The 25,976-nt window shown below is 65.3% G+C and carries 22 protein-coding genes and 3 pseudogenes; 9 read left to right on the top strand and 16 right to left on the bottom strand.

Annotation, left to right across the window (positions count from 1 at the left end):
• Positions 1-277 precede the first annotated feature (277 nt).
• The 4 genes from ONR75_RS22675 to ONR75_RS22660 all read left to right on the top strand — a co-directional run bounded on the left by ONR75_RS22675 (position 278) and on the right by ONR75_RS22660 (position 4,391).
• Complete coding sequence (locus ONR75_RS22675; RefSeq protein WP_265083769.1) at positions 278-847, top strand: sigma-70 family RNA polymerase sigma factor; 570 nt, start codon at positions 278-280, stop codon at positions 845-847.
• Positions 844-1,530, top strand: coding sequence for a hypothetical protein (locus ONR75_RS22670; protein ID WP_265079222.1), 687 nt, complete (start codon positions 844-846; stop codon positions 1,528-1,530). Before ONR75_RS22675 ends, ONR75_RS22670 begins: the two co-directional genes overlap by 4 nt.
• A 171-nt stretch (positions 1,531-1,701) precedes the next feature.
• Positions 1,702-3,357: a S8 family serine peptidase gene (locus tag ONR75_RS22665; protein ID WP_265083768.1), complete on the top strand. Its 1,656-nt coding sequence runs from the start codon at positions 1,702-1,704 to the stop codon at positions 3,355-3,357.
• Between the two features lie 503 nt (positions 3,358-3,860).
• A complete protein-coding gene (locus ONR75_RS22660) occupies positions 3,861-4,391 on the top strand; it encodes a TIGR03809 family protein (protein ID WP_265079221.1) in 531 nt (176 codons plus the stop codon).
• Between the two features lie 15 nt (positions 4,392-4,406).
• On the opposite strand, the pseudogene ONR75_RS22655 reads toward ONR75_RS22660, so the two are convergent.
• Positions 4,407-5,779 (bottom strand): annotated as a pseudogene (locus ONR75_RS22655) (TIGR03808 family TAT-translocated repetitive protein).
• 354 nt (positions 5,780-6,133) lie between these two features.
• On the opposite strand from ONR75_RS22655, the gene ONR75_RS22650 reads away from it, so the two are divergent.
• Both ONR75_RS22650 and ONR75_RS22645 read left to right on the top strand, forming a co-directional pair.
• Positions 6,134-7,516, top strand: coding sequence for an NAD-dependent succinate-semialdehyde dehydrogenase (locus ONR75_RS22650; protein ID WP_265079220.1), 1,383 nt, complete (start codon positions 6,134-6,136; stop codon positions 7,514-7,516).
• Positions 7,517-7,600: 84 nt separating this feature from the next.
• Positions 7,601-8,635: a zinc-dependent alcohol dehydrogenase gene (locus ONR75_RS22645; protein ID WP_265079219.1), complete on the top strand. Its 1,035-nt coding sequence runs from the start codon at positions 7,601-7,603 to the stop codon at positions 8,633-8,635.
• A gap of 69 nt (positions 8,636-8,704) precedes the next feature.
• Here the strand turns inward: ONR75_RS22645 and ONR75_RS22640 are convergent, their stop codons facing one another.
• The 15 genes and pseudogenes from ONR75_RS22640 to ONR75_RS22570 all read right to left on the bottom strand — a co-directional run bounded on the left by ONR75_RS22640 (position 8,705) and on the right by ONR75_RS22570 (position 21,114).
• Positions 8,705-9,007: a hypothetical protein gene (locus tag ONR75_RS22640; protein ID WP_265079218.1), complete on the bottom strand. Its 303-nt coding sequence runs from the start codon at positions 9,005-9,007 to the stop codon at positions 8,705-8,707.
• A gap of 76 nt (positions 9,008-9,083) precedes the next feature.
• Positions 9,084-10,331, bottom strand: coding sequence for a multidrug effflux MFS transporter (locus tag ONR75_RS22635; RefSeq protein ID WP_265079217.1), 1,248 nt, complete (start codon positions 10,329-10,331; stop codon positions 9,084-9,086).
• Positions 10,332-10,449: 118 nt separating this feature from the next.
• Positions 10,450-11,127, bottom strand: coding sequence for a pyroglutamyl-peptidase I (locus ONR75_RS22630; protein ID WP_265079216.1), 678 nt, complete (start codon positions 11,125-11,127; stop codon positions 10,450-10,452).
• A 1-nt stretch (position 11,128) separates the two neighbouring features.
• The gene (gene meaB, locus ONR75_RS22625) at positions 11,129-12,118 is read right to left on the bottom strand and encodes a methylmalonyl Co-A mutase-associated GTPase MeaB (protein WP_265079215.1); all 990 of its coding nucleotides are present in this window, start codon (positions 12,116-12,118) and stop codon (positions 11,129-11,131) included.
• On the bottom strand, positions 12,105-12,881 hold the full coding sequence (locus tag ONR75_RS22620) for a DUF3298 and DUF4163 domain-containing protein (RefSeq protein WP_265079214.1): 777 nt from the start codon (positions 12,879-12,881) through the stop codon (positions 12,105-12,107). The genes meaB and ONR75_RS22620 overlap by 14 nt, the downstream gene beginning before the upstream one ends.
• Positions 12,882-13,025: 144 nt before the next feature.
• Positions 13,026-15,181 (bottom strand): annotated as a pseudogene (gene scpA, locus ONR75_RS22615) (methylmalonyl-CoA mutase).
• Positions 15,178-15,354: a hypothetical protein gene (locus tag ONR75_RS22610; protein ID WP_265079213.1), complete on the bottom strand. Its 177-nt coding sequence runs from the start codon at positions 15,352-15,354 to the stop codon at positions 15,178-15,180. The pseudogene scpA and the gene ONR75_RS22610 overlap by 4 nt, the downstream one beginning before the upstream one ends.
• Complete coding sequence (locus ONR75_RS22605; RefSeq protein ID WP_265079212.1) at positions 15,347-15,811, bottom strand: GFA family protein; 465 nt, start codon at positions 15,809-15,811, stop codon at positions 15,347-15,349. Before ONR75_RS22605 ends, ONR75_RS22610 begins: the two co-directional genes overlap by 8 nt.
• A 2-nt stretch (positions 15,812-15,813) precedes the next feature.
• Positions 15,814-17,679 carry a methylmalonyl-CoA mutase subunit beta gene (locus ONR75_RS22600; protein ID WP_265079211.1) on the bottom strand — a complete coding sequence of 622 codons (1,866 nt, stop codon included), beginning with the start codon at positions 17,677-17,679 and terminating at the stop codon, positions 15,814-15,816.
• 203 nt (positions 17,680-17,882) lie between these two features.
• Entirely contained in the window at positions 17,883-18,374 is a 492-nt protein-coding gene (folK, locus tag ONR75_RS22595; protein ID WP_265079210.1) for a 2-amino-4-hydroxy-6-hydroxymethyldihydropteridine diphosphokinase, read from the bottom strand.
• Positions 18,375-18,376: 2 nt separating this feature from the next.
• On the bottom strand, positions 18,377-18,742 hold the full coding sequence (gene folB / locus ONR75_RS22590) for a dihydroneopterin aldolase (RefSeq protein ID WP_265079209.1): 366 nt from the start codon (positions 18,740-18,742) through the stop codon (positions 18,377-18,379).
• The gene (folP, locus tag ONR75_RS22585; RefSeq protein WP_265079208.1) at positions 18,739-19,590 is read right to left on the bottom strand and encodes a dihydropteroate synthase; all 852 of its coding nucleotides are present in this window, start codon (positions 19,588-19,590) and stop codon (positions 18,739-18,741) included. The genes folB and folP overlap by 4 nt, the downstream gene beginning before the upstream one ends.
• A gap of 50 nt (positions 19,591-19,640) precedes the next feature.
• Positions 19,641-20,243, bottom strand: a complete 603-nt coding sequence (locus ONR75_RS22580; RefSeq protein ID WP_265079207.1) for a YitT family protein — start codon at positions 20,241-20,243, stop codon at positions 19,641-19,643.
• 74 nt (positions 20,244-20,317) lie between these two features.
• Entirely contained in the window at positions 20,318-20,725 is a 408-nt protein-coding gene (locus ONR75_RS22575) for a DUF4332 domain-containing protein (RefSeq protein WP_265079206.1), read from the bottom strand.
• 23 nt (positions 20,726-20,748) lie between these two features.
• The gene (locus ONR75_RS22570) at positions 20,749-21,114 is read right to left on the bottom strand and encodes a DUF2267 domain-containing protein (RefSeq protein WP_265079205.1); all 366 of its coding nucleotides are present in this window, start codon (positions 21,112-21,114) and stop codon (positions 20,749-20,751) included.
• 368 nt (positions 21,115-21,482) lie between these two features.
• Here ONR75_RS22570 and ONR75_RS22565 point away from each other — a divergent pair, with 368 nt between their 5' ends.
• The 3 genes and pseudogenes from ONR75_RS22565 (at position 21,483) to ONR75_RS22555 (ending at position 25,972) form a co-directional block, all read left to right on the top strand.
• Positions 21,483-23,039: a helicase HerA-like C-terminal domain-containing protein gene (locus ONR75_RS22565; protein ID WP_265079204.1), complete on the top strand. Its 1,557-nt coding sequence runs from the start codon at positions 21,483-21,485 to the stop codon at positions 23,037-23,039.
• Between the two features lie 52 nt (positions 23,040-23,091).
• Positions 23,092-24,567: an ArnT family glycosyltransferase gene (locus ONR75_RS22560; RefSeq protein WP_265079203.1), complete on the top strand. Its 1,476-nt coding sequence runs from the start codon at positions 23,092-23,094 to the stop codon at positions 24,565-24,567.
• A gap of 116 nt (positions 24,568-24,683) precedes the next feature.
• Positions 24,684-25,972: pseudogene (locus ONR75_RS22555) on the top strand (glycosyltransferase family 87 protein).
• Positions 25,973-25,976: the final 4 nt, after the last annotated feature.

The following is a 25,976-nucleotide window of genomic DNA, read 5'->3' as shown; positions in this document are numbered from 1 at the left end:
CTTGGCGGCATTGTGCTTTTCGGCCCACAGAGCGCCATACCGCCCGTTGCGCGGGGCCGCGCCGCACGGCGGGCCAGGTTCGCCGGACGGTCCGCCGGATGGGGGATCCAGGCCGGATGTGATAGCATGGCGAAATTCAAGGGCTGAAGCGCCCGACCAGGCGGCCTGTGTGCGCTGGGTCACAGACACCGCGGACGGTTCTTGTAATTTGAGAAGATTTTGCCTTGCTGTTCGAACCTTCGATGCTTTCATTCCGACCAACCTGACGAGACGGCCATTGACTGCGACACAGGCGACCTCGGATGACGTCCTGATCGCGCGGATCGCACAAGGCGACCGGCTTGCGATGCAGGTTCTTTATGGCCGGCATCATGTGCGGATTTTTCGTTTCGGGCTTCGGTTGGTCCGGAACGAGCAGATTGCGGAAGACTTGATCAGCGAGGTGTTTCTCGACGTGTGGCGTCAGGCCGGCAAATTCGAGGGCCGGTCCGCGGTGTCGACCTGGTTGCTGGCGATCACGCGGTTCAAGGCATTGTCGGCGCTGCGCAAGCGCAAGGATGCCGAACTGGACGACGAGACCGCCAACGCGATTGAGGATACCTCCGACGATCCGGAAGTGACGGTGCAGAAGAAGGATACCAGCGTTGCGTTGCGCAAGTGCCTGACCGCGCTTTCGCCGGACCATCGGGAGATCGTCGATCTCGTCTACTACCACGAGAAGTCGGTGGAAGAAGTCGCAGAGATCGTCGGAATTCCCGAAAATACTGTGAAGACGCGGTTGTTTTACGCGCGCAAGAAACTGGCCGATCTGCTCAAGGCAGCCGGCGTGGAGCGAGGCTGGCCATGATGGCGACGAACAAGAAGATCGAGGCCGAGACGGCACCCGGCGAGATCGAGGCGCTGCTGCCGTGGCATGCGGCCGGCACGCTGAATGCCCGCGATACGCGGCGCGTCGACGAGGCGCTGGCCCGCGATCCCGAACTGGCCCGGCAGTATGCGGCGATCCGGGAAGAATATGCCGAGACCATCCTGCTCAACGAAAGCCTCGGCGCACCGTCGTCGCGGGCGATGCAGAAGCTGTTCGCGGCGATCGATGCGGAGCCGGCGCGCGAGTCCTATGCGTCGTTCAACATTTCGGCGCGGGTCGCCGGCTTCTTTGCCCGGCTGTCGCCGCGCACGCTGGCGACTGCCGCCGCGGTCGGCGCGCTGGCGCTGCTGGTGCAGGCCGGCGTCATCGGCGCCGTACTGATGAAGCAGCAGGGCACGTTCCAGACCGCATCGGCCCCGAAGGCCGATCGCCAGCCGATCGATGCGCGACCCTATGCGCTGGTGCGCTTTGCCCCGGATGCCAAGGTGGCCGATATCACCGCCTTCCTCGACAGCTACCAGGCGTCGATCGTCGATGGCGCCAAGGGCGGCATGTTCCGGCTGCAGTTGGGCGACAAGGCGATGTCGAAGGACGAACTGGCCGCGCTGATGGGCCGGCTGCAGAACGAGAAGATCATCAGCCTGGCGGTTGCAGCGCAGTAAACCGGCGTCGGCGACCGACCCTGTCCGTCGGAAGGCGCGATGTGCGTGCGAGGAAGTCCCATGGCCGACCATCATGACACCGGCCGGCGCTTGCCGCTGCGTCGGATCTCCGTAGCGCTTGTCGCCGCCCTGCCGCTGCTGCTGGCCGGTAGCGCCGGACATGCGCAGGGCATGATGCGCTCGCCCACCATCAACATCGGCTCGCGGGTTCCCGGCATCGCGCCGAACGTCGCGGCGCGGGCCAATCCCAACATCGCCGGCGGTGGCGTGGCCAATATCGCCGGACGCGCAGGCGTCGGGATGGCCGCAACGCCAGGACGTATCGGCATCCCCTCGGTGGCGGTGAGGCCCACCATGCCGGGCCGGGTGCCGGTGGTGCTACCGAGGATCGCCCGGCCGTCCATCGGCGATGTGCGCTATTCGCCCAACACCTATCCTGGCTGTGCCGCCGCCAATCGCGACGCCAGCGGCGCGTGCCGGGACGGGCCCCTCGCCGCCGACCGCGGTGGCGCCGGCGGTCCGCCGCGGCGCAGCCAGAATGCCGGCGCCGCGCGCCGCAACGCCGGCGTCAGCGCCGTCAATTCGCGCAGCGTCCCCGGCCAGATCGTCGCCGAACTCGATGGCGCGCTCAGCGATGCACAGATCGACGCGCTGGCGCGGCGCTATCGCCTGACACGACTCGGCGCGCAGAATTTTCCGCTGATCGGCGCCACCGTCGGTCTGTTCCGCATCGCCGATGGACGATCCGTCGACGCGGTGCAGAGCCAGTTGCGCACCGACGCCGGCGTGCGCGCGGTGCAGCCGAATTTCCGCTACATGCTGCAGGATCAGGCCCGCGGCCCGGCGCCGGTTGAAGGCGATCCGGCGCAGTATGCGCTGGCCAAACTGCGGCTGCCCGAGGCGCATCGGCTGGCGCTCGGCGGCGACGTCACCGTCGCGGTGATCGATTCCGGGATTGACGTTGCCCATCCCGAACTGGTGGGCGCCATCGCCGGCACCTTCGATGCGCTCGGCAGCAAGGAAGGCGCTCACGTCCACGGCACCGGCATCGCCGGCGCCATCGTGGCCCATGGCCGCCTGATGGGCAGCGCGCCGCGCGCCCGCATCCTCGCCATCCGTGCCTTCGGCGGCGGGCAGGGCGCTACTGAGAAGTCAGGTGGCGCCGAGAGCACGTCGTTCGTCCTGGTCAAGGCGTTCGACCATGCTGCGTCCCACGGCGCGCGGGTGATCAATATGAGTTTCGCCGGTCCGCAGGATGCGCTGGTGGACCGCGCGGTGACTGCCGCGGCGGGCAGGGGCATTGTGCTGGTGGCTGCCTCCGGCAATGCCGGTCCGAAATCGCCGCCGCTGTATCCCGCCGCCAATGCCGGTGTCATCGCGGTGAGCGCCACCGACGCCTCTGACCGGCTGTTCGCGGCCTCGACCCGCGGCCGTCACATCGCCGTCGCAGCACCGGGCGTCGACATCTTTCTGCCGGCGCCCGACAACAAGTACCAGATGATCTCGGGCACCTCGTTCTCCGCGGCCTACATCAGCGGCCTCGCGGCGCTGATGCTGGAGCGCAACCCGGCGCTCAAGCCGGAGGAGCTGCGCGCCATCCTGATGCAGACCGCGCGCGATCTCGGCGCGCCCGGCCGCGACGACCTGTTCGGCGCCGGCATCGCCGACGCCTATGGCGCGGTATCGGCCGTGCCGTCCGCGACGCCGGTCGTTGCCGCAGCGCCGCCGTCACCGGCACCGGTGTCAGATCCACAGCCGGCGCCAGCCACCCGCGCGCTCGAGCAGGCCGCGCCGTCGATGGCCTCGGATGCGTCGGCTGCGCGATAATGCGCGGATGGCCGCAGGCCGAATTCGTTAAAATTATTCGCGCCGCTTTGAACGTGCCCAAGCGTGCGCGCGACTGATCTGTGTGGGAGCGGCAATCCCTCCCCAACGAGGCCGTATCCGGCGCGAGCGCCCATCCACCCCAGCGTCCGATACGGCTTGACCCGCCCGGTTGTCCCCCCGGGCGGGTCTTTCGTATTTGGCACTTGTGTCGCGGTTTCTTCTCGCCGTCGTGCCGGTGTCGCAAGGCCCGAATATCTCACCTGAACACTTGGCCGCTGCGTTAACGCCAAGTTAACCATGCTCTGGTCAGCTGCCATTCGGTCGGACGGGTTGACTGGCGAAGTGCCGGTGCCATCGAGACTTCAGGGCCCTTTCGTGTCGACACTGTGCAGAATTGAACACATTTTGCTGGACGCCGCGAACTTGTCCACAGAAACTCGCTCCATTCAGTTTGTTGATTCGTCGTTGCTTTTGCGTCCATTTCCCTCTTTTCGAGCACTTTCATGACGCAACGACACGCGCCGGTTCACGGGCGCGAGATCATTGAACGCTGGCGCGCACTTGCCGAACGCCGGCTGGACTATCTCACCGATCTGTTCGAGAGCGGCCGCTGGCGGCGCTTCCACAGCGAAGCCGACTTTCTCGACAACATCCGGGAAGCCAAGGCGGCGGTAGAGACCTGGCGCGGCCTCGCTACCGCAGAAGCCGCCCGCAACACCCCGTCATGGCTGGATCGTCTCGGCAGCACTCCGGCCTATCACGGCACCGTGCTGTACGAGGAGCCGCGTCCGCGCGCTTTGCAGCCCTCCGAGCTCCGCAACGTCCCTCTGGTCGCGCGGGCCCCGTCGCCGCCGCTGCAGCCCGATGCGATCGCTTCCGCTGTCGAGCCGACCCGCGAGGCGCAGATCGCGCTCGCCCCGCTGGCCAGGGCTACTGTCGCCGACCAGGCGTCCGAGTCCGAGGCCGACTGGCAGAAGTTGCTCGAGCCGCTGGTGCTGCTTGAGCGCTACCCGATCCTGCGCAACGCCATTTAACGGCGGCGCGGTCCGTCAGCGGACCGCGTTGTTGCCCAGCGCCACCTGCGCATAGCGCTGCGCGCCGTCGGCGGTGAGGTCCGGCGTCACCGGCCGGGCATGGTCGAGGCCGACCACCGCGCCGCGCGGCGCGCCGGAGATCATGTTGCCGGTCACCAGCGTGGTGCCGGCCCCTGGGCCACCGAGACGCCGATGCCGATGAAGGCGTTGCGGATCACGTTGCCGGAGATGGCGACGTCGCGCAGATACCTGCCCCAGCCGCTGACGATGCCGAACGACGGCGCGTTCTCGATCACATTGCCGGTCACCGAACTGTCGGCCTCGATATAGATGCCGATCCCGGCGTCGTCGTCGGGCTTGGTGCCGGCCGGCCGCTTCGGGATCAGGTTGCGGATGATGTTGCCCTGGACCACGGCAATGCGGCCGCCCTCGTTGAAGTTGCATACGGAGACGCCGACCGCCGCGCCGTCCACCGTATTTCCGGAGATCACCGCGCCCTCGAAGGCGAATTCGGAATACAGCGCGACCTCGCGAACGTCGCTGACGCTGTTGCCGGAGATGTGGATGTTCGACGCCGAATTGCCGCGCACTGCCGAGTAGTCGCAGTTGCGGATGCGGTTGCCCGACACGATCACATTGCCGGCGCGAAATGCGTTGATGGCGTTGCCGTACTGGCCGGAGCCGCCGGGCCCGGCCTTGATGTCCTCGATGCGGTTGTCGATCACCAGCGTGCCGTCGTCGCCGATGGCGGTGCGCAGGATCTCGATGCCGTTGTCGTTGGTGCCGAGGATGGTGTTTTGCGCCACGATCAGGCCGCGCGCGTCGAATGACACGATGGCGGTGCCGGCGATGTTGGTGAGGATATTGTTGCTGATGGCACCCGCGACGTTTTCCAACCAGATGCCGTTGCCGCCGCTGCCGGTGATCTCGCAGTCGCTGATGCGCAGGTCGCGCCCGCCGAGGCAGTGTAGCAGCCCGCGCCGCGCCGGCAGCTTGATGCTGCCGCCGTCGAACGTGATGCCGCTGATGCCGATGTGATCGGCGCCCTGGCTCTCCAGCAGCGACGCGCCGCCGTTGAACGCCAGTCTGGTCGCGCCGCGCACGCCGACCAGTTGCGATCCGTTCGAGAGTTTCAGCGACGTGGTGCGATAGATCCCGGGCGGCAGCGCCAGCGGCGCCTGCGCGCGCGCGGCGTCGTCGATGGCGCGCTGCAGGTTGCGCGTCTGGTCGTCGGGGCTGTTCGGCCGCACGCCGTATTGCGTGACGTCGCGGCCCATCGTCGAGGTCAGCGGCGCCGCGCGTGCAGCGTCGGTCGTTGCGGCGGCGAGCGCGCCCGCGGTCAACCCCGCGACGGAGGCATTGAGCAGATGGCGGCGGTTGACGTCCATGGCGTGGCTCCCGGCGGAAGCAGGATTTCCGCAAGCTGACCTAACCCAGAATGCAGCGGCGCGATCGCGCAGGCGAGGGCGCGCGCACGCGATTGTGACAGTAGGGTTAACCCTGCGATCGCCCTCAGCGGCGTGTTCCGCGATCCGCCGGTCGATGTCGTGATCCCTGAATGTTGATCTGGGACAACGACGGCCGCGAGCGCGCGGATTATCTGGACGCACGAGCTCCAGACAGAGCCATCAGAGGTTCAGCAAGCGTCCCCCAGCAATTCTCTCCCGGATAGCCAAGACAGTGTCGCGTGGTTCCCGCCGCGCAGGCGTCCCAGTCGCACGACAACAGTAACGAGAACAGCCATGGCCTATCAGAGTCTCAATCCCGCCACCGGAAAAGTCCTCAGGACATTCGAACCGCTGACGGACGCGCAGCTCGAGCAGAAACTGGCACAGGCCGCGCAGTGCTACGAGATGTGGCGGCGCAAGACCTATGCCGAGCGCGCGGTGATTGTCGCCAGGGCGGCCGAGCTGCTGCACGAGAAGGCCGACCTCTATGCACGCACGCTGACCCTGGAAATGGGCAAGCGCATCCATGAGGCGCGCGGCGAGGTCGAGTTCAGTTCGAGCATCCTGTCTTACTACGCAGAGAATGCCGAGCGCTTCCTGGCGCCGCAGCCGCTGCATCCGACCGCCGGCGAGGCCCATATGGAAAGCACGCCGATCGGCGTGATCTTCTGCGTGGAGCCGTGGAATTTCCCCTGCTATCAACTCGCTCGCGTCGCCGGTCCGCATCTGATGGCCGGCAATGTGCTGGTGGTGAAGCATGCGAGCAATGTCCCGCAATGCGCCATCGACTTCGAACAGTTGTGGATCGACGCCGGCGCGCCGGCCGGGCTCTACACCAACCTGTTCGTCACCCATGACCAGTCGGACCGCGTCATCGACGATCGCCGCATCAAGGGCGTGGCATTGACCGGCAGCGTGCCGGCCGGCCGCAGCATCGCCGCGCGCGCCGGGCAGAACCTCAAGCCGTCGTCGATGGAGCTCGGCGGCAGCGACGCCTTCATCGTGCTCGACGATGCCGACATGGAGCATACCGTCAAATGGGCGCTGTGGGGCCGCATGTACAACACCGGCCAGACCTGTTGTGCGGCCAAGCGCTTCATCGTCGTCGACAGCGTCGCCGATGCGTTTCTCGAAAAGTTCAAGCTGGCGCTGGGCGCGCTCGAGGCCGGCGATCCGCTGGATGAAAAGACCACGCTCGGCCCGATGTCGTCGGAAGGCGCACTGGTGGAGCTGCTCGGCCAAGTCGACGTTGCGGTCGCCAACGGCGCCAAGGTGGCGATGGGCGGCAAGCGCGTCGATCGCGTTGGCGCCTACATGCAGCCGACGATCCTGACCGATGTGGCGCCCGCCAATCCGGCCTTTCGCGATGAGTTCTTCGGTCCGGTGGCGATGTTCTTCCGGGTCAAGGATGAGGACGCGGCGATTGCGCTGGCCAACGATTCCGACTTCGGCCTCGGCGGGTCGGTCTTCACGGGGGATATCGAGCGCGGCAAGCGCGTCGCGAGCCGGGTCGAGACCGGGATGATGTTCATCAACAATATCTCCTGGTCGGACGCCGAACTGCCGTTCGGCGGCATCAAGAATTCCGGCTATGGCCGCGAACTGGGCGACATGGGCATCCAGGCCTTCGTCAACAAGAAGCTGGTTCGCATCAACATCGTTGACGCACCGCTGTAGCGCCGTTGCGCAAGGTTCCTTTCATCGGGCGATGCGCAGGCGTCGCATTGTCCATTCCGCTCACTCTCTGAACAGGACATCGTCATGGCACTTAAGATGCAATGCGCCGTCGTCGAAGAATTCGGCAAGCCTCTGCAACTGCGGGAGTGGGATGTGCCCACGCCCGGTCCGGGCCAGATTCTGGTGAAGACCGAGGCCTGCGGCGTTTGTCATACCGACCTGCATGCGGCGAGCGGCGACTGGCCGCTGAAGCCGAATCTGCCGTTCATTCCCGGCCATGAAGGCATCGGACGGGTAGCTGCGGTGGGCGCCGGCGTCACCATCGTCAAGGAGGGCGATCGCATCGGTGTGCCATGGCTGTATTCGGCCTGCGGTCACTGCGAGCATTGCCTGGCTGCCTGGGAAACCGTGTGCGGCGAAGCGGAGTTCGGCGGCTACACCAAGAACGGCGGCTTCGCCGACTACATCATCGCCGACCCCAACTATGTCGCGCACATTCCCGATGGGTTGACCCCGCAGCAGGCCGCGCCGCTGATCTGCGCCGGCATCACCACCTACAAGGGCATCAAGGTGGCCGACGTCCGGCCCGGCGAATGGATGGTGATTTCCGGCGCCGGCGGTCTCGGGCACCTCGCGATCCAGTACGCCAAGGCGATGGGCCTGCAGGTCTGCGCTGTCGACATCGACGACCGCAAGCTGGCCCACGCCACCAAGCTCGGCGCCGACCTGGTGGTCAACGCCAAATCGCCTGACGCGGTGGAAGCGGTGCGCAAGGGGACCAGCGGCGGCGCCCATGGCGTGCTGATCACGGCGCCATCGCTCGTCGCCTTCAAGCAGGGCATCGGCATGGCGCGCAAGCGCGGCACCTGCGTGCTGGTCGGTCTGCCGCCCGGCGATTTCCCGGTCCCGTTGTTCGACGTGGTGGCCAACTGCATCACCATCCGCGGTTCGTTCGTCGGCACCCGCGGCGACATGGCCGAGGCACTGGCGTTCGGCGCCGAGGGCAAGGTCAAGGCAGACATAGAGCTGCAGCCGCTGTCGGCGATCAACTCGGTGTTCGACCGCCTGAAAAGCGGCGACGTTCCGGCGCGAGTGGTGCTTGATATCAGCGCAAGCTGAGCCGGGATTGACACTCCTGTCCCGGATGTCCGCAAGAAACAAACCTCGCTGCGTTGGCAGCGAGGGGGATCAGGCCGAACGCTTCAGCGGGCTGAGATCTTCGTTCGGCTCGGACTTCGGCGATTTCAGCTCGAGCTGAAAGTCTTTTTCTTCGCGCGCGGCGACCTTGTTCTTTTCCGGGCATTCGCCGGGCTCGGCCTCGCATGGCCGGATTTCGTAGTCGTTGTCGAGCACGCGGCGCGGCGTCGGCTGTGCGGCCTTGGTTTCGATGTCGGTCACGAGTCCGCTGTCGCGCGCCAGTTTCCAGACGTCGGCTTCGGTGGGGTAGGACCTGCTCAACTTGGCATCGTCACAGAACAGCGCATAGGGCATCGGATCGCTCCGGTAAAAATGGACAACGTTCAAACGGGTTCCGGGTTCACCCGGGAGTCGCCAATAATGGCGACGGTCAGCACACCCTCTTGTGGGGTGCGAACAGGCGGCCCTTTTCCACCACCGCCACGACGGCCAGCGCCGCCAGGGTGCAGAGGAAGAAGCCGGTAGCGAACGGCAACAGCGTGCCGTTGTAGGCTTGGCCGATGGTGTAGCCGATGCCGATTCCCAGCAGGGTGGTCACGGTGCCGTACAGCGACGAGGCGGTCCCGGCAATGTGGCCCTGCGGCTCCATCGCCATGGCGGTGAAGTTGGCGAACATCAGGCCGAAGGTGAACATCATCGTCGCCGACAGCGCCATGAACAGCGCCAGCGGCAGGAAGTTGAGCTTCGCCGCTGCGAGCATGGCCGCGCCGACAGCGACATAGGCGACCAGCCCGCTATGGGACATCACCCGCATGCCGATCGTGCCGACGAAACGCGAATTGATGAAGCCCGCGATGGCGATGCCGAGGGCGACGCCGGCGAAGGCGAGCGGAAAGTAATGCCCGAGGTGATAGATCTCGGTGAAGATCTGCTCCGACATGAAGACATAGCCGAACAGCGAGCCCTGCACCGCGCCGGCCGCCAGGGCATAGCCCAGCGTCTGCCGGTTCGAGATGGTGGTCCAGTAGGCGCCGAGGACATCGCGAACTGCCAGCGATTTGCGCTCCGACAGCGGCAGGGTTTCCGGCATCCGCAGCGCGCTCCAGATCAGCGCCAGCACGCCATAGACCATCAGGACGATGAAGATGCCGCGCCACTGGGTCATCAGCATCACCGCTTGCCCGAATGACGGCGCGATGATGGGCACGGAGATGAACACCATCATCGCCAGCGACATCACGCTGGCCATGCGGCGGCCGGTGTAACAGTCGCGCACGATCGAGGTGGCGATGACGCGGGTGGCGGCGGTGCCCAGTCCCTGCAGCACGCGGGCCAGCAACAGGGTTTCGAATGACGGCGCCACGATCGCCAGCAGGCTGGCGATGCAATAGACGGTCATGCCGATGAGCAGGATCGACCGCCGGCCGAACCGGTCCGCCAGCGGGCCGATGGCGAACTGGGCGACCCCGAAGCCCACTAGGAACGCCGACAGCAACAGCTGCAGCCGGTTGCCGTCGCTGATGCGGAACGCCGCGCCGATCTCCGGCAGCGCCGGCAGCATGATGTCCATGGCCAGCGGGTTCAGCGCCATGATCGCGGCGATCATCAGCAGGAACTCGGGAAACCCCATGGGGCGGTGGGTGGAAGATACCCACGCGTCGGCATTGATGTCGGTCACGAACGGGCGTCCTTTCGAGAAGGCGCCACTTAGGCCATCCATGCTGCGGTGCACAAGCGAGCCATCTGCATGGCTGCCGCACGCAAACAAGGGCGCCTGTTCAGGTTCTTGGCAAGATTTAGGCAAATACCGGAGTGAGTCCCGGCAAGTTCCCTCCGCGGGCCTCCCGCAGCCGCGCCCGCGTCAGCCGGATCATTTCCAGCAGCAAGGCTTCGCCGGCGTCCACCAGCTGTTCCCCGGTCATCCGCCTGGAGGCGGCATCGCGCGCCGGCAGCGGCACGTGGATGAAGGCGGCGAGCCGCGGGCCGTCGGGCAGCCTTGTGGTCTCGATGCCGCGCCAGCTCAGATAGTTGCACAGATAGCGCCCGGCATCGCGCGAGGCGCGGACGTCGACGCCGCTGGCCAGCGCCGCGCGCAGCAGCCTGGCGGTGTGCGGACCGAAGTTTTGCGCGTCCTTGCCGGGCACGATGCAGGCCTGCCGCACCCGCGTATGCGCGGCGTCGGGCCACAGCATGGTGACGGCATTGCGGGCGCGGGTCTCGACGCGGATGAACGGCGTGCGCGCAGCGAGGCCGAACATCAGCAGCGCATGCGGCCGATGCTGGGCCAGCAGTTGCGGCAGGTCGCGATCGACCGCGCCATAACTCACCGGAAAGATGTGCGCGATGCGTTCCACCTCGGCGAACGCCGGCCGTCGCAGTCTTTGCAGCCGCGCCACAAGCGGCTGGGTCGGATTGACCGGCGCGCCGGGGAAGGGGCCGAAGCCGGTGATCAGGATGCGCAGGGGAGCGGTCATGTCACTCCTTCAGCAATGTGGCTATCTGCTCGGCGGCCAACGCCGGGGTGATGCGACCGTCGGCCACCTCATGCTCCACCTGTTTGACCCGCGCGCGGATGGCGGGATCGGCGCGCAGCCGCGCCATCATGCGCTGCTCCAGCATGGTCCACATCCACTTCACCTGCTGCTGGCGCCGTCGCGCTTCGAAATCGCCACAGGCCAGCATCGCGGTGCGATGCTCGCAGATCTTCTGCCAGAGTTCGGCGATCCCGGTGCCCGCCATCGCCGAATAGGTCAGCACCGGTGGGTGCCAGTGTTCGCTGCGCGGCGCCAGGATATGCAGCGCGCCGCGATAGTCGCCGGCAGTGATAGTGGCGCGCTTGAGGTTGTCGCCGTCGGCCTTGTTGATGGCGATCATGTCGGCGAGCTCGATCAGGCCCTTCTTGATGCCCTGCAACTCGTCGCCGCCGCCGGGCAGCATGAGAGCGAGAAAGAAGTCGGTCATGTCGCAGACCGCGGTTTCCGACTGGCCGATGCCGACGGTTTCCACCAGCACCACGTCGAAGCCCGCGGCCTCGCACAGCAGCATCGCCTCGCGGGTCTTCGCCGCGACGCCGCCCAGCGTGCCCGAGGACGGCGAAGGGCGGATATACGCCGCCTCGGACGCCGACAGCTGCGCCATTCGCGTCTTGTCGCCGAGGATCGAGCCGCCGGTGCGCGCCGAGGAGGGATCCACCGCTAGCACCGCGACCTTGTGGCCCTGCGCGATGAGATACATGCCGAGCACGTCGATCGTCGTCGATTTGCCGACGCCGGGCGAGCCGGTGATGCCAACGCGCATGGCGCGGCCGGTGTCGGGCAGCAGTGCCTGCACCAGTTCGCGCGCCTTGGCCTGATGATCGGCGCGGCGGCTTTCCACCAGCGTGATGGCGCGCGCCAGCGCCGCGCGCGAGCCCGCGCGCACGTCCGCCGCCAGCGCGATGATGTCGATGGGTCTAGGGCTCGTCATCGTCGCCCTTCGGCCGGTCGCCGCCGAAGATCGCGACGCCTTCCGCGCTCAGATAGGGCTTCAGCACCGGCCAGGGCACGAAGGCGACATAGCCGCCCTCCACATGTGAGCCTACGGCATCGGGCGGATAGTGGAACGTCAGCCCCGAACTCTTGCCGGCCTCGGTCGACGGCGCCAGCGTCACCGCGCCGAGCTTCAGCAGATTGGGCTCGATGCCCTTGGCCCAGTCGCTGTCGGCGCGCGGATCGATGCCGCGCTTCTTCTTCTCGGCGGTGAGCGCAGCGACGACAGCATTGCGGATCGCAGTCAGCGCCGGTCCGTTGTTGGCGGTCTCGGTGAAGAACGGCCGGATGCTGATGCGCTTGGCCGCTCGCCGGTCCCACAGGATGGTGTCGAGGTCGGTGTTGGGATGCGCGCCGCCGGTGTTGGTATAGTCGTTCCTGACAATGCTGACATAGCGGTCGGCGACCACCGAGCGGGTGTCGTAGCTGCGCTCGACGGTCCAGGCGCCGTTGCGGAACATGTCCGGCGTTGCCTTGCGCTCCTTGTCGGCATCGGCGCGGCTGGTTGCCACCCATTTCTTGCCCTCGGCAAGGCAGTTCGCCGCCAGCGCCGGATCGGCCTTGACGTTCTTGTCCAGAATGACCGACGCATCGAGCGATTTTGTTTTCAGCGCGAAATCCGGTTTCGGCTGGGCGGCGAAGGCGGGCGCGGCGAGCGCGAAACAGGCGAGCAGCAAGGAGGCGCGGACGAGGAAGGACATTTTAGTACCGGTGCAGTGGGAGGATACGGGCGCGGCATTAGCAACATGTCAGTTGCCGGATTCAGCGATGCGGCGTTCGACGAAGGATTTCAAGAATAGCAAGTGAACCTGCATAATATCCCAATCGTCACATGCTTCATCGCGCTACTCTGCCGCCTCGCTGTGCCCCAGTCGCGCATTGAGCTTGTGGATCAGTTCCTCTGCCGCATCCGCGATCACCGTGCCGGGCGGGAAGATCGCCTCGGCGCCGGCCTTGTAGAGTTCGGCGTAGTCCTGCGGCGGCACCACGCCGCCGATGATGATCATGATGTCGTCACGGCCGAGCTTTTTAGCGCGGCCTTCAGCTCTGGCACCGCGGTAAGATGCGCTGCCGCCAGCGACGACAGGCCGAGGATGTGCACGTCGTTCTCCACCGCCTGGCGCGCCGCCTCGTCGGCGGTGGCGAATAGCGGCCCGATGTCGACGTCGAAGCCGATGTCTGCGAAGGCGGAGGCGATCACCTTCTGGCCGCGGTCGTGGCCGTCCTGGCCGATCTTGGCGACCAGGATGCGCGGGCGGCGGCCCTCGGCGTCTTCAAACGCATCGATCAGCGCCTGCACCTTCTCGACGCGATTGGACATGGTGGAGGCCTCCCGCTTGTAGACGCCGGTGATGGATTTGATCTCCGCGCGATGCCGGCCGTAGACCTTCTCCAGCGCATCGGAGATTTCGCCGACGGTGGCCTTGGCGCGCGCGGCATCGATGGCCACCGCCAGCAAATTGCCGTTGCCGTCTTGCGCGCTACGCGTCAGCGCGGTCAGCGCCACGTCGACGTCGGCCTGGCTACGCTCCTTCTTCAGTCGCGCCAGCTTGTCGATTTGCAGCCGGCGCACGGTGGAGTTCTCCACCTTGAGCACATCCAGCGGCGCCTCATCGACTGGCTTGTACTTGTTGACGCCGATCACCGACTGCCGGCCGGCATCGATCCGCGCTTGCGTCTTGGCGGAGGCTTCCTCGATGCGCAGCTTGGGCACGCCGGCCTCGATGGCCTTGGCCATGCCGCCCAGCGCTTCCACTTCCTGGATATGGCCCCAGGCCTTGGCGGCCAGCTCCTGCGTCAGCCGCTCGACGTAATACGAGCCGCCCCAGGGATCGATGATACGGTTGGTGCCGCTCTCCTGCTGCAGGAACAGCTGGGTGTTGCGGGCGATGCGCGCGGAGAAGTCGGTCGGCAAAGCGAGGGCCTCGTCGAGCGCATTGGTGTGCAGCGATTGGGTATGGCCCTGCGTCGCCGCCATCGCCTCGATGGTGGTGCGCGTGACGTTGTTGTAGACGTCCTGCGCGGTCAGCGACCAGCCGGAGGTCTGGCAGTGCGTGCGCAGGCTCAGCGACTTCGGGTCCTTCGGATTGAACTGGGTCAGCAGCTTGGCCCACAGCAGTCGCGCCGCGCGCAGTTTTGCGACTTCCATGAAGAAGTTCATGCCGACCGCCCAGAAGAACGACAGCCGCGGCGCAAAGCGGTCGACGTCGATGCCGGCGGCAAGACCCGCGCGCAGATATTCGACGCCGTCGGCCAGCGTATAGGCCAGCTCGAGGTCCTGCGTCGCGCCGGCTTCCTGCATGTGATAGCCGGATATCGAGATCGAATTGTATTTCGGCATCTTCTGCGAGGTGTAGGCGAAGATGTCGGAGATGATCCGCATCGACGGCGCCGGCGGATAGATGTAGGTGTTGCGCACCATGAACTCTTTCAGAATGTCGTTCTGAATCGTTCCGGTGAGCTTCTCCGGTGGCACGCCCTGTTCTTCGGCGGCGGCGACATAGAGCGCCAGGATCGGCAGCACCGCGCCATTCATGGTCATCGACACGCTCATCTGGTCGAGCGGAATGCCGGAGAACAGCGTGCGCATGTCGTAGATGGAATCGATCGCCACGCCGGCCATGCCGACATCGCCCGATACCCGCGGATGATCGCTGTCATAGCCGCGATGGGTGGCGAGATCGAAGGCGACCGAAAGGCCCTTCTGGCCGGCTGCGAGATTGCGACGATAGAAGGCGTTGGAATCTTCCGCGGTGGAGAACCCCGCATATTGCCGGATGGTCCACGGCTGGTTGACATACATGGTCGGGTAGGGCCCGCGCAAAAACGGCGCGATGCCCGGCCAGGTCTCGAGAAAATCGATGCCGTCGAGATCGGCTTCGGAATAGCCGGGCTTGACCAGAATGCCTTCGGGCGTGAGCCACGGTTCGCCCAGCGATGGCGCAGCGGTTGCGGCTGATGTCGCGAAGGCGATGTGGGCAAAAACGGGGATCTTGCTCATTCTGATTTCTCAAGTCGTCGATTGCGTTCGATCAAGTCCTGAACGTTCTTTTTGTAAACGGGGTCATCCGGTCGCCCTTTGGACAGCACTTTCTTCATCACTTTCTCGAAAGGCCACATCAGGACATCGAAAAGCAGACCAATCATTTTGCTACGTCCTTGTGCCTCACTCATGATCCGGATGCTGGTAACTGGCAATACCGCCAAGCTTGTCGGCGCCGTAGTTCTGCAGCGTGCTCTTGCTGGGCATGTTGGTGATGGTGGCGACCCAGCCCAGCCGGGATTCGGTGCCGAACTGCTGTGATGGGATCACGCGATCCGGCCGGTCGAAGGCGCCGGTGGTAATCTCGATCTTGGGCCCGCCGGTCTCGCGATAGCTGAGCGGGGTGCCGCAGGCGGCGCAGAAATCGCGTTCGCCGATCGAGGACGAGCGAAATGTCTCGGGCGTGCCGCGTGTCCAGGTAAAATTCTCCAAGGGAATGTCGGCCAGGGAGGCGAACGGCGCGCCGGTTGCCTTCTGGCACATCCGGCAATGGCAGATGGCGACGCGGGTCGGCACGGCGTAGACGGCGAAGCGCACCGCGCCGCACTGGCAGCCACCGGTCAGGACGGGGTCGCGCGCCTCTGCCATGTTCAACCCATCAGTCTGTAAGCGGCATTCAGCATCGCCAGCGCGTCGCCGCCGGCGAACACAAAGTCCTGCACGCCGGCATCGCGCAGCGCGGCTTCCTGCTCGCCGGGCTTGCCTGCCAGATAGATATGCTTCGGCCCGGCGGCTTGAAGGGCCCGGGCAGCCGCGGCCGCATGGGCGGCGTAGACCTTGTCGGACGAGCACAGGCAGGCGAAGGACGCGCCGGACGCCTTGAACGCTTCGGCCAGCACCGCAGGATCGGTGAAGCCGTCGCTATCGATCGCCTCGATGCCGCCGGTCTCGAACAGGCTCTTGGCGAAGCCGGCGCGGGCGGTGAAGGCGGCTGGCGTGCCGAGATTGGCGAGAAACACTTTTGGCCGCGCGCCCTTGCGGGCGAGGATATGGTCGGACTTGTCGCGCAAGACTTCGAACGGCACGGCCAGCCGGATCGGCTCCAGCGGATTGAACTTGATCTTCTGCTTGCCGTAGGGCGCGGCCTCCACCGGCTTGGCCTTCAGCACGGTCGCGCGCGGCTCGTGCAAATTGGGAAATTCGCTGGCGCCGGTCAGCACTTCGCGTCGCCGGGCGATGCTGGCCTGCCGCGCCGCGCGGGTCGCCGCCACCTTGGGCTGGATCAGGTTGTTGCCGATTGCCTGAAACAGGCCACCGTTCTTCTCGATGTCCTGGAATTGCGCCCAGGCGGCGTTGCACAGCTCCTGGGTCAGCGCCTCGATGCCGCCGGCGCCGGCGGCCGGATCGGACACCTTGGCGAGGTTGGCTTCTTCCAGCAGCACCAGCTGGGTATTGCGCGCGGCGCGGCGGGCAAAGGCATCCGGCAGGCCGAGCGCAAGCGTATGCGGCAGCACGCAGATCGCGTTGGCGCCGCCGAGGCCGGCGGAGAACGTTGCCACCGTGGCGCGCAGCATGTTCACGTAAGGGTCGCGCTGGGTCAGCATCCGCCACGCGGTTTCGGCGGCGATGAACAACGGCTTCGGCTTGAGCCCGCAGCTTTCCTCGACCCGCGCCCACAGCAGCCGCAGCGCGCGGAATTTCGCCAGCGTCAGGAACTGGTCGGCATCGGCGGAGAGCCGCGCATAGATCATACGGCGGGCATCGTCGACCGCGACGTTGGCATCCTCCAGCGCGCGCAGATAGGAGACCATGGTCGCCAGCACGAAAGCCAGCTCCTGCACCTCGGAGCCACCGGCGTCGTGAATGACGCGGCCGTCGGCGACCACGAACGGTCCCTTGAAGCCGGCATCCGTGAGCTTCTTCACCGCGCCGGTCATGGCCGGCGCGATCTCCCACCAGTTATAGGCGCTGGAGCCCCAGACAGCGCAGGCGCCGAGCGGATCGAGGCCGAAGCGGATGTTGCATTTGGCGGGATCGATGTCTTTCGCCGTGATGTATTCGGCGAGATGGATCGCGGCCATCCGAGACTGCGGCCCGACATTGAGCTCGATACTGATGCCGGCATCGATGAAGATGCCGTCGAGAACCGTGGCGATGGTTTCGGCGGTCGGCTCCAGCCCGAAGCCACGCGCGCCGTTGGACGCGCCGAACACCAGCGTCAGGCCGGTGGCGCCGTTCTCCAGATCGTGCAGCGCCTGGACGTTGGCCTTCTTCGCGTCGGGATGGTCGATGCGCTGCATGATCTGCCATGGCGCGGCGACAGCGCGGCCGGCGATCGGTGCGGCGCCGTGGGCGCGCTCGTAGATCGGCGCGATCTTCAGGCCGTCATAGGTCTTGCTCACCAGCTTCTCGAACGGCGCGCCCTTGAGCACGCCGTCGACCAGCTTGCGCCAGTCATCATAGCTGGCCGGCGCGAAATCCGCGGCCAGCGTGAGGGCGTCAGTTGCAGTCGGCATCGCGGAATATCGCTCCCGGGGACATGTTCGTTGTTACCCGGAAAATGCCACGTGGCGGCGGCAAATCCAAATGGAAGTTTTGCCGTAAAATCAGGGCATTGCGAGAGGTTTGCAAAAGCGGGGTCGGCTGCCGCAAAACGGTCGCGGGTTTGCCGCATCGATTCCGCACCGAATCCGCGTCGTTCAGCGTTCCGGTTTCGGGGTCAGGCGAGGTCGGGCAGGCGCTCGATGCCGTCGGTCGACAGCCCCGCCAGCGCGGTGCGTGCGGTCTTGCCGGCGATGACACGGTCCGGCGCGATCTCCGCCAGCGGCACCAGCACGAAGGCGCGCTCGAACATGCGCGGATGCGGCAGCATCAGCTCCGGCTTGGCGATGCTGAAGTCGTCGTAGGCCAGCAGATCGAGGTCGAGCGGACGCGGTCCCCAGTGCCGCTCCTTGAGCCGGTCGCGGCCGAATTTGTGTTCGATCCGATGCAGCGTGAACAGCAAAGCGTGTGGGTCGAGTTCAGTCTCTATCTCGATGCAGGCATTGATGAAGCGCGCCTGCTGTTCGTCGCCCCACGGCGGCGTCGCGTAGTCGGCGGAGCGCGCCAGCAAGGCGGCTTGCGTCATGCCGCAGATATTGGCGATGGCTTTCTGGAAGGTGGCGCGGACGTCGCCGACATTGCCGCCGAGCGCGATCAGTACGCTGGCCACGGCTACGACCTGACGCGATTGATGACGACCCCGACATCATCGAAGATCGCAGCGATCGGCGCATGCGGCTTGTGCACGGTGACCTTGATGGCGGTGACCTTCGGGAATTGCGCCAGCACGGCATCGGCGACGGCACCGGCGGCGCGTTCGACCAGCTTGTAATTGACGTCCTTGAAGGCGGCGATCGCGGTCGCCACCACGTTGGCGTAGGAGACGGTGTCACTGAGGCGATCGCTGTGCGAGGCGACGGCGATGTCCGCGGTCAGTTCGATGTCGATGACGAAGCGCTGCCCGACCACGCCTTCGTAGTCGAGAATGCCGTGATGGGCATGGACCGAAACGCCCTTGATGAAGATGATGTCGCTCATCGGAACTCCTCGATTGCCGCAGCCACGCGCAGCGCCTGCACGGTTTCCGCCACGTCATGGGCGCGGATGATCCTGGCGCCGCGCTGCGTGGCGAGCAGGTGCGCCGCGATCGAACCGCCGAGCCGCTGCTGCGGTTCGGAAGGCGTCACGGTGCTGATGAATTTCTTGCGCGACGCGCCGACCAGCAGTGGCAGGCCGAAGCTCTGCAATTCGCCGAGGCGCGCCAGCACCGTCATGCTCTGCTCCGGCGTCTTGCCGAAGCCGATGCCGGGATCGAGCACGATATGCCCGCCGGGGATGCCGGCCTTTGCCGCGATCTCCAGCGAGCGTGCAAAAAACGCTAAGATATCCTTGATGATGTCGATGGTCGGGTCGACGGTGTCGCGGTTGTGCATCACCACTACCGGCGCGCCATGTTCGGCGACGACGCGCGCCATGTCGGGATCGCGGTGCAGGCCCCAGACATCGTTGGCAATGCTTGCGCCAGCGCCGAGCGCCCAGGCGATCACGCTGGCCTTCATGCTGTCGACGGAGACTGGCACACCGAGCGCAACGACATCGCCGAGCACCGGCCGCAGGCGCTGCAACTCTTCGTCCGCCGAAATCGGTTGTGACCCGTAGGGCCGCGTCGACTCCGCGCCGAGGTCGATGATCTCCGCACCCTCGGCGATCATCCGCCGGGCCTGCGCCAGCGCCTGTTCGGGCGCCGTAAAGTGACCGCCGTCGGAGAACGAATCCGGCGTCACGTTGAGCACACCCATCACCGCCGGGACCGCCTGCGACAGGAACGCCTGCAACGCGGGGTGGTGTTCTGGCAGGGCCGCGGGTCTTGAATGGGGCGCGATCATGCGGTGGCTTTGCGCGGTCCGATAGGCAGAGTCAAGCCGCAGAACAGGCGTCAACTGATGCCAATATAGCGGCCGGGGCGGTGGTTCATGCCGACGATGATGTTCAATACGGCGGCACCGATCGCTGACAAAATGACCTGCTGGAGATCGAGGATGAAAAGGGCCAGCAGCATGATCACGACATCGACGGCGAGCTGAAAATAGCCGGCCCGAATGCCATAGTGGTCCTGCAGGTAGAGCGCCAGGATATTCATGCCGCCGAGCCCGGTGCGATGGCGAAACAGGATCAGCATGCCGACGCCCATCAGCGCGCCGCCGATCACCGCAGCATAGAGCGGCTGCAGCATCGAATAGCCAATCCACAGCGGCGTCAGCCGCGAAAATACCGACACCAGCAGCACCGCGATGAAGGTCCTGATCGTGAAGGGCCAGCCCATGCGCTTGATGGCGAGATAATAGAAGGGAATGGTGACCGCGAAGAAGACCGTGCCGAACCCGAAGCCGGTCGCGTATTGCAGGAGCAAGGCGATGCCAGCCGAACTGCCCGTGATCAGCATGGCCTTCGAGTACAGGCTGATGCCGAGCGACACCAGCAGCGTGCCGGTCAGTAGCGCCAGCATGTCCTCGTAAAACCTGTGGCGTTGCGGCTGCATGCGTCAGGTCAGATGGATCTGGCTGGCGGACTTGAGGCCGCGGGGCCGCCACGCACGGGAAGATCGAGACGGGCTCAATAGGTGATCTTCAGCGGCAGGCTGCGTGCCTTCTCGATCAGCTGTCCGACTGACTTTTCCGACGGCATCACCTGGACGAGCTTGCGCTTGTCATTGGCCTCTTTCATGGCCTGGGCCAGGCGGACGGGATTGCGATGCGTGAGTTCGCGCACGGTATTGACGCCCGAGGCCCGCAACAATTCAGCCTTTGCCTTGCCCATCCCGGGAATCCGCAGGTAGTCCGCAAGGTTGGCCCATTCCAGCAACTGCTGCTCGCTGAATCCGGTCTTGGCCGAAAGCTCCTTTCGGCCTTTCGCGGTGTGGGCGGCCTCAAGCAGACCTTCCATGGTGCGAATGCCGGCGGATTTCAGTTTGGACGCTGCGAAGGCCGTCAGGCCGTCAATCTTGGAGATGGGATATGTCATGGTACTCAGAAAAATGAAGGTGCTTAAGCGAACTGGCTGAGACCGGGCGTCCCGGCGATGATCTCGCCCATCTGATCCGCCCCGATTTTGTCGCGACCGAATTTGAAAAGTTCACGGGCGACGCTCTGGATTTCGCCCATGCCGAGGCCGAGGCCCATCAGCTTGCTGCCAAGCGCCATCAGGCCGCCGCCCATCAATCCGCCGAGCCCGCCGGACGTGCCGGAGGATTCAATCGCCGCTTCCGCACCGGGGATCTTGTCGATCAGCGCCTGGACCTGAGTGGAAGGCCCTTCGTTGCGAAGGAAGCCCAGGATGATGCCGATGGTCTTCTCAGCCACAGCCTTGTCTATGCCGACCTTGGTGGCCAGCTGTTCGATCAACTCGTCCATTGCGCCCCGCCTCTGCCGGCTTTTCGCCGGTGTTTTTGAATTCCGGAATGATCTTGAGCCGCTGTGATCCGAATTACAAGCGTAGGCGGGTGGAAACGCCGACGCCGATTTCAATCACGCGATGAGTGTTGCATCAATGCAAGATCAAATATGAACGTCTCGTCAATTTTATTCTATCGCGCTACGTGGTCGGCCGTATTGACGTCCGTCAATGGGGCGCTCGATTTTTGTCTTGCGGTGCGGCAGCCGCGCGCTTTGAACGTTTCAATCGACCGTCAAGATGCCATAAGCTGTCGGGATTGCGACGATGAATCACATTGCGCGGTTGAGATATTCTCCTTCCTGCGCGTGAAGAGGCGATACCGACCATGGGAACCGGCACCGGGGATACTGACGACAAGATCTTCATCGGCAAGGGCGAGCAGCCGGCCTGGCTGACGCTTGGCCTCGCCAATCGCCATGGCCTCGTGACCGGTGCGACGGGAACGGGAAAAACCGTGTCGCTGCAGGTGATGGCTGAAGGATTTGCCCGCGCCGGCGTTCCTGTTTTTGCCGCCGACATCAAGGGCGACCTGTCCGGCATTGCCGAAGCGGGAGAGGGCAAGGATTTCATCCTCGCCCGCGCCAAGGAAATGGCGTTGACGTTCCAGCCGGACCAGTTCTCGACGATTTTCTGGGATGTCTTCGGCGAGCAGGGCCATCCGGTCCGCGCCACCGTTTCGGAAATGGGGCCGCTCTTGCTGAGCCGGATGATGGATCTCAACGAGGTCCAGGAAGGCGTATTGAACATCGCATTCCGGGTTGCCGACGAGCAGGGCCTGCTGCTGATGGACATGAAGGACCTGCGGGCGATCCTGTCATATGTGGCTGAACACGCATCCGAACTGACGACGCAGTATGGCAACGTCTCCAAGCAGACCATCGGGACGATCCAGCGCCAGCTGCTGGTGCTGGAGAACCAGGGTGCGGACAAGTTCTTCGGAGAGCCGGCACTGCAGTTGAAGGACTTCATGCGTACCGACCGCGACGGGCGCGGCATGATCAATATCCTGGTCGCCGACAAGTTGATGCAGAGCCCGCAGCTCTACGCCACCTTCCTGCTGTGGATGCTGTCGGAGCTGTTCGAGGAATTGCCTGAAGCGGGTGACCCGCCGAAGCCGAAACTGGTGTTCTTCTTCGACGAGGCGCACCTGTTGTTCAACGATGCGCCCAAGGCGCTGATGGACAAGATCGAACAGGTGGTGCGGCTGATCCGCTCCAAGGGCGTCGGCGTCTACTTCGTGACGCAAAATCCGATCGACGTCCCCGACAAGGTGCTGGCGCAGCTCGGTAACCGGGTCCAGCACGCGCTGCGCGCCTTCACCCCGCGCGACCAGAAGGCGGTGCAAGCCGCAGCACAGACCTTCCGTCCCAATCCCAAGCTGGATACCGCTGCCGTCATTACCCAACTCGGCAAGGGCGAGGCGCTGGTGTCGTTCCTGGAAGGTAACGGCACGCCAGCCATGGTTGAGCGGGTGATGGTGCGGCCGCCTTCAGCACGGATCGGGCCGGTCACGCCGGAGGAGCGCAAGGCGATCATGGCGGCGAGCCCGGTGAAGGGCAAGTACGACACCACCATCGACTCCGAATCCGCCTATGAGGTTCTGCAAAAGCGCATCGCCGGTACCGCGGCGACCGCAGGCGCGTCAGGCGGTGGCATCCTCGGCCAGCTTGGCTCCATCGTCGGCAGCATTTTCGGCACCGGTGTTTCACGTGGCAAACTGTCGACCGGACAGGTGATTGCGCGCAATGTCGCGCGCTCCGTCAGCAACCAGGTTGTTGGCGGCATCGCAGCCAGCGTCGGCAAGTCGGTGGGCGGTTCGCTGGGCAGTTCGATCGGCCGCGAGATCGTGCGCGGCACACTCGGCGGGATCCTGAAGCGATAGGGTTCGTCCCTCCCGTCCCGAAGGCCGGGAACGCTCTCATTGGAAGCAATTGATGGATCGACAATCGAATTCGACGGCGCCGATCACCGACGTCGCCTATGGCTGGTTTCTCGCGCAAGTGGCGCGGCTGCGCAGCCTCGACATTCCGGGCTGGGTCTGGGTGGTATTGCTGTGGGCGGTGTTCGCTTTTCCTGCGGTGGCGCTGCGTGGCGCGCATTACGAGGAAGGCACGGTGATCGGGCTGGCGCGGGGCGCGTTCGAGGACGGCAACTGGCTGGCGCCGCATCTCTACGGCAACCGTTTCGTCGAGCGACCGGTGCTGCTGTCGTGGATCGCGGCGGCGCTGAGCTGGCCGTTCGGCGGCGTGACGCTGTGGAGCGCCCGCGTCCCGCATCTGCTGTTCCTGCTCGCGGGCGGGCTGATGGTGTTCAACCTGGTGCGCCCGCTGACGCGCACGCCGCCGGCGGTGTTCGGCGCGCTGTGCTGGTTCGCCTGTTCCATGGTCGGGCAGAAATTCGTCACCGCCGAGCCCGATGTCATGCTCTCGGCGCTGCTGTTCGCCGCTTTCCTCGTCTGGTGGAGAGGATCCGAGAGGGGAGCAGTCTCGTTCCCGCGCTGGCTGCTGGTCGGCCTGCTGCTCGCGGCCGCGGGGCTGACCAAGGGGCCGCAGCCGATCGCCTATTTCACGCTGGGCGTTGGTGCCTATCTGCTGATCCGGCGGCGCTGGCGCGACATGCCCGGCTTCATCATTGCCAATGCGGTGGCCGCGATTCTCGTCGGCGCCTGGTATTTTGCCGTGATGCAGCCCGGCGATCTCGCGGCCTGGCGCAATCATTCGCGGCTGGCCGAAGGCATGGGGATGGGGCGATGGCTGCGCGATCATCTCGACTTCATCGTCAGCATCTTCGTGGAATGGCTGCCGGGCTCGCTGCTGCTCGGCCCGGCGATCGTGGCGCTGGCGCGCAAGCAAGACCTTCGCGACAACGACCTTGTGCTAGCCGTCGTGCTGTATGCCGGCGTCGGCACGCTGGCACTGCTGGCGTGGCCGGGCGGGGTGGCGACACGCTATGCGATGCCGGCCAATCTGGCGCTCGCGGTACTCGGCGGCATCCTTTACGACAGGTGGTGGAGCAGCCATCCGCGGCTGATCGGTGCCGGCAATACGGTGGTGATCGCGATCTCCAGCTATCTGATCCTGCTTGGCTGGATCGCCATGCCGTTGGCGCCGGATGCGTTCCGGCAAGCCACGATCGCGGCGCAAACCATCGAGGCGGTGCGGACGCTGCGGCCCGGCACGCTTTACGTGAGCAGCGACGTAGCCAACGTCAATATCCTGGCCCATGTGGCGGCGCCGGTGCGGGTCGTCTCGCTGGCACAGATCGGCCAGCTGACGGCGCCGGCGCTCGCGCTGCTGACGCCGGCGGACGTGGCGGCGCTGTCGGCCGGCAGGCCGGATCTCCGCTTCGTCGCCCATGCCGCCATCAGGGACAAGAGCGGCGCCAATATCGTGGAAATCGTGCCCCATTGAGGGTGTGAAGCCCCGATAAGGTCGCGGCGCGGGCGCCGGCAGCGGTCAATTGCAGCCGATTTCCAATGCTGCTACCAAGCGCGAACCTGCTGCTGCCAAAACCGTGAGAACCGCTTGTGCTGAGATGGCCATCTTTGCGGCGTCCGCTGGATGTCCTGTTTTTGTTCACCTGCCTGCTGCTGACGGCAGACGTGTTGGTCCCGGAGATCTTCGGCGCCGGCAAGACCAAGGACTATTCGCTGTGGTTCTGGGCCGGCCAGCAGGTGCTGCACGGCGGCGATCTCTATACGCGGCTGACACGCGGTACGCTGGATTTCATCTATCCGCCGCCGCCCGCGATCATGCTGGCGATCCCGACCTTCTTCGGCAAGATTCCGTTCTATCTCGCGCTCTCGATTCTGAACTCGGTGGCCTGGGCCCTGACCAGCCAGCTCAGCAACGCGATGACCGGCTCCGAAAAATCCCGGGGCCATGGCTGATGGCGCTGCCGGGCTTCGCCACCATTACCTTCGTGTTCGATCAATACGATCTCGGCCAGCCCAACCTCGTGCTGCTGGCGCTGATGCTGCTCGGCTTCTGGCTGATGCAGAAGGGCCGGCCGGTGTGGGGCGGGGGCATGTTCGCGCTGGCCACCGCCATCAAGGTGTTTCCGGTCGCGGTGCTGCCCTATCTGCTGTGGCGTCGCCGATGGGCCGCGTCCGCGAGCATGATCGTCTGCACCTTGCTGCTCTTGTATGTGGTGCCGGCGCCGGTGCGCGGTTTCGAGCGCAACGCTGCCGAGCTCAAGACCTGGTTCTCCGCAATGGTCGGCTCCAGTTCCGAGAAGGGATTTGGCCAGCGCGACGAGCAGAACTGGTCGTGGGTCAACCAGTCGCTGATCGCGGTGACGCACCGTCTGGTGCGGCCGATCAACTATTACATGGACGAACCCCAGAAACAGCCCGGTTACATGAACGTGGTCTCGGTCGACTACAAGACCGCGAACTGGATCGTGCTGGCGGTGGCCGGACTGATCGGGCTTGGCTTCATCCTAGTCATCCCCGCGCGCAACAGAATGACGCCGCGATCGACGGCGGAAGAGCTCGGCATCCTGTTCTGCCTGATGACGGTGGCCTCGCCATTGTCGCGGCAATATTACTTCATCTGGCTGTTCCTGCCGCTGACGGTGCTGATGCATCGCGCCGCGTTCGACGCGCGGCCCGCGGTGCGCACGGGAACGTGGACACTGCTCGGTCTGGCGGGGGCGCTGATGGCGCTGTCGCTGCCGCTGTTCCCGACCATGCTGCAGGCGTGGGGTAACAACCTCGCCGCCACCGCGCTCATTGTTGCCGGATTGATCTGGCATATGCATCATGCGCCTGCGTCGACACTCGTCGACGCGTCAAAAGGTTCACGCCCCGCCTGAGGAA

Origin of the sequence: Rhodopseudomonas sp. P2A-2r, from assembly GCF_026015985.1 — a bacterium.
GTDB lineage: Bacteria > Pseudomonadota > Alphaproteobacteria > Rhizobiales > Xanthobacteraceae > Tardiphaga.
Note: the sequence above shows the minus strand (reverse complement) of the source record. Positions and strands in the feature narration are given on the sequence as shown.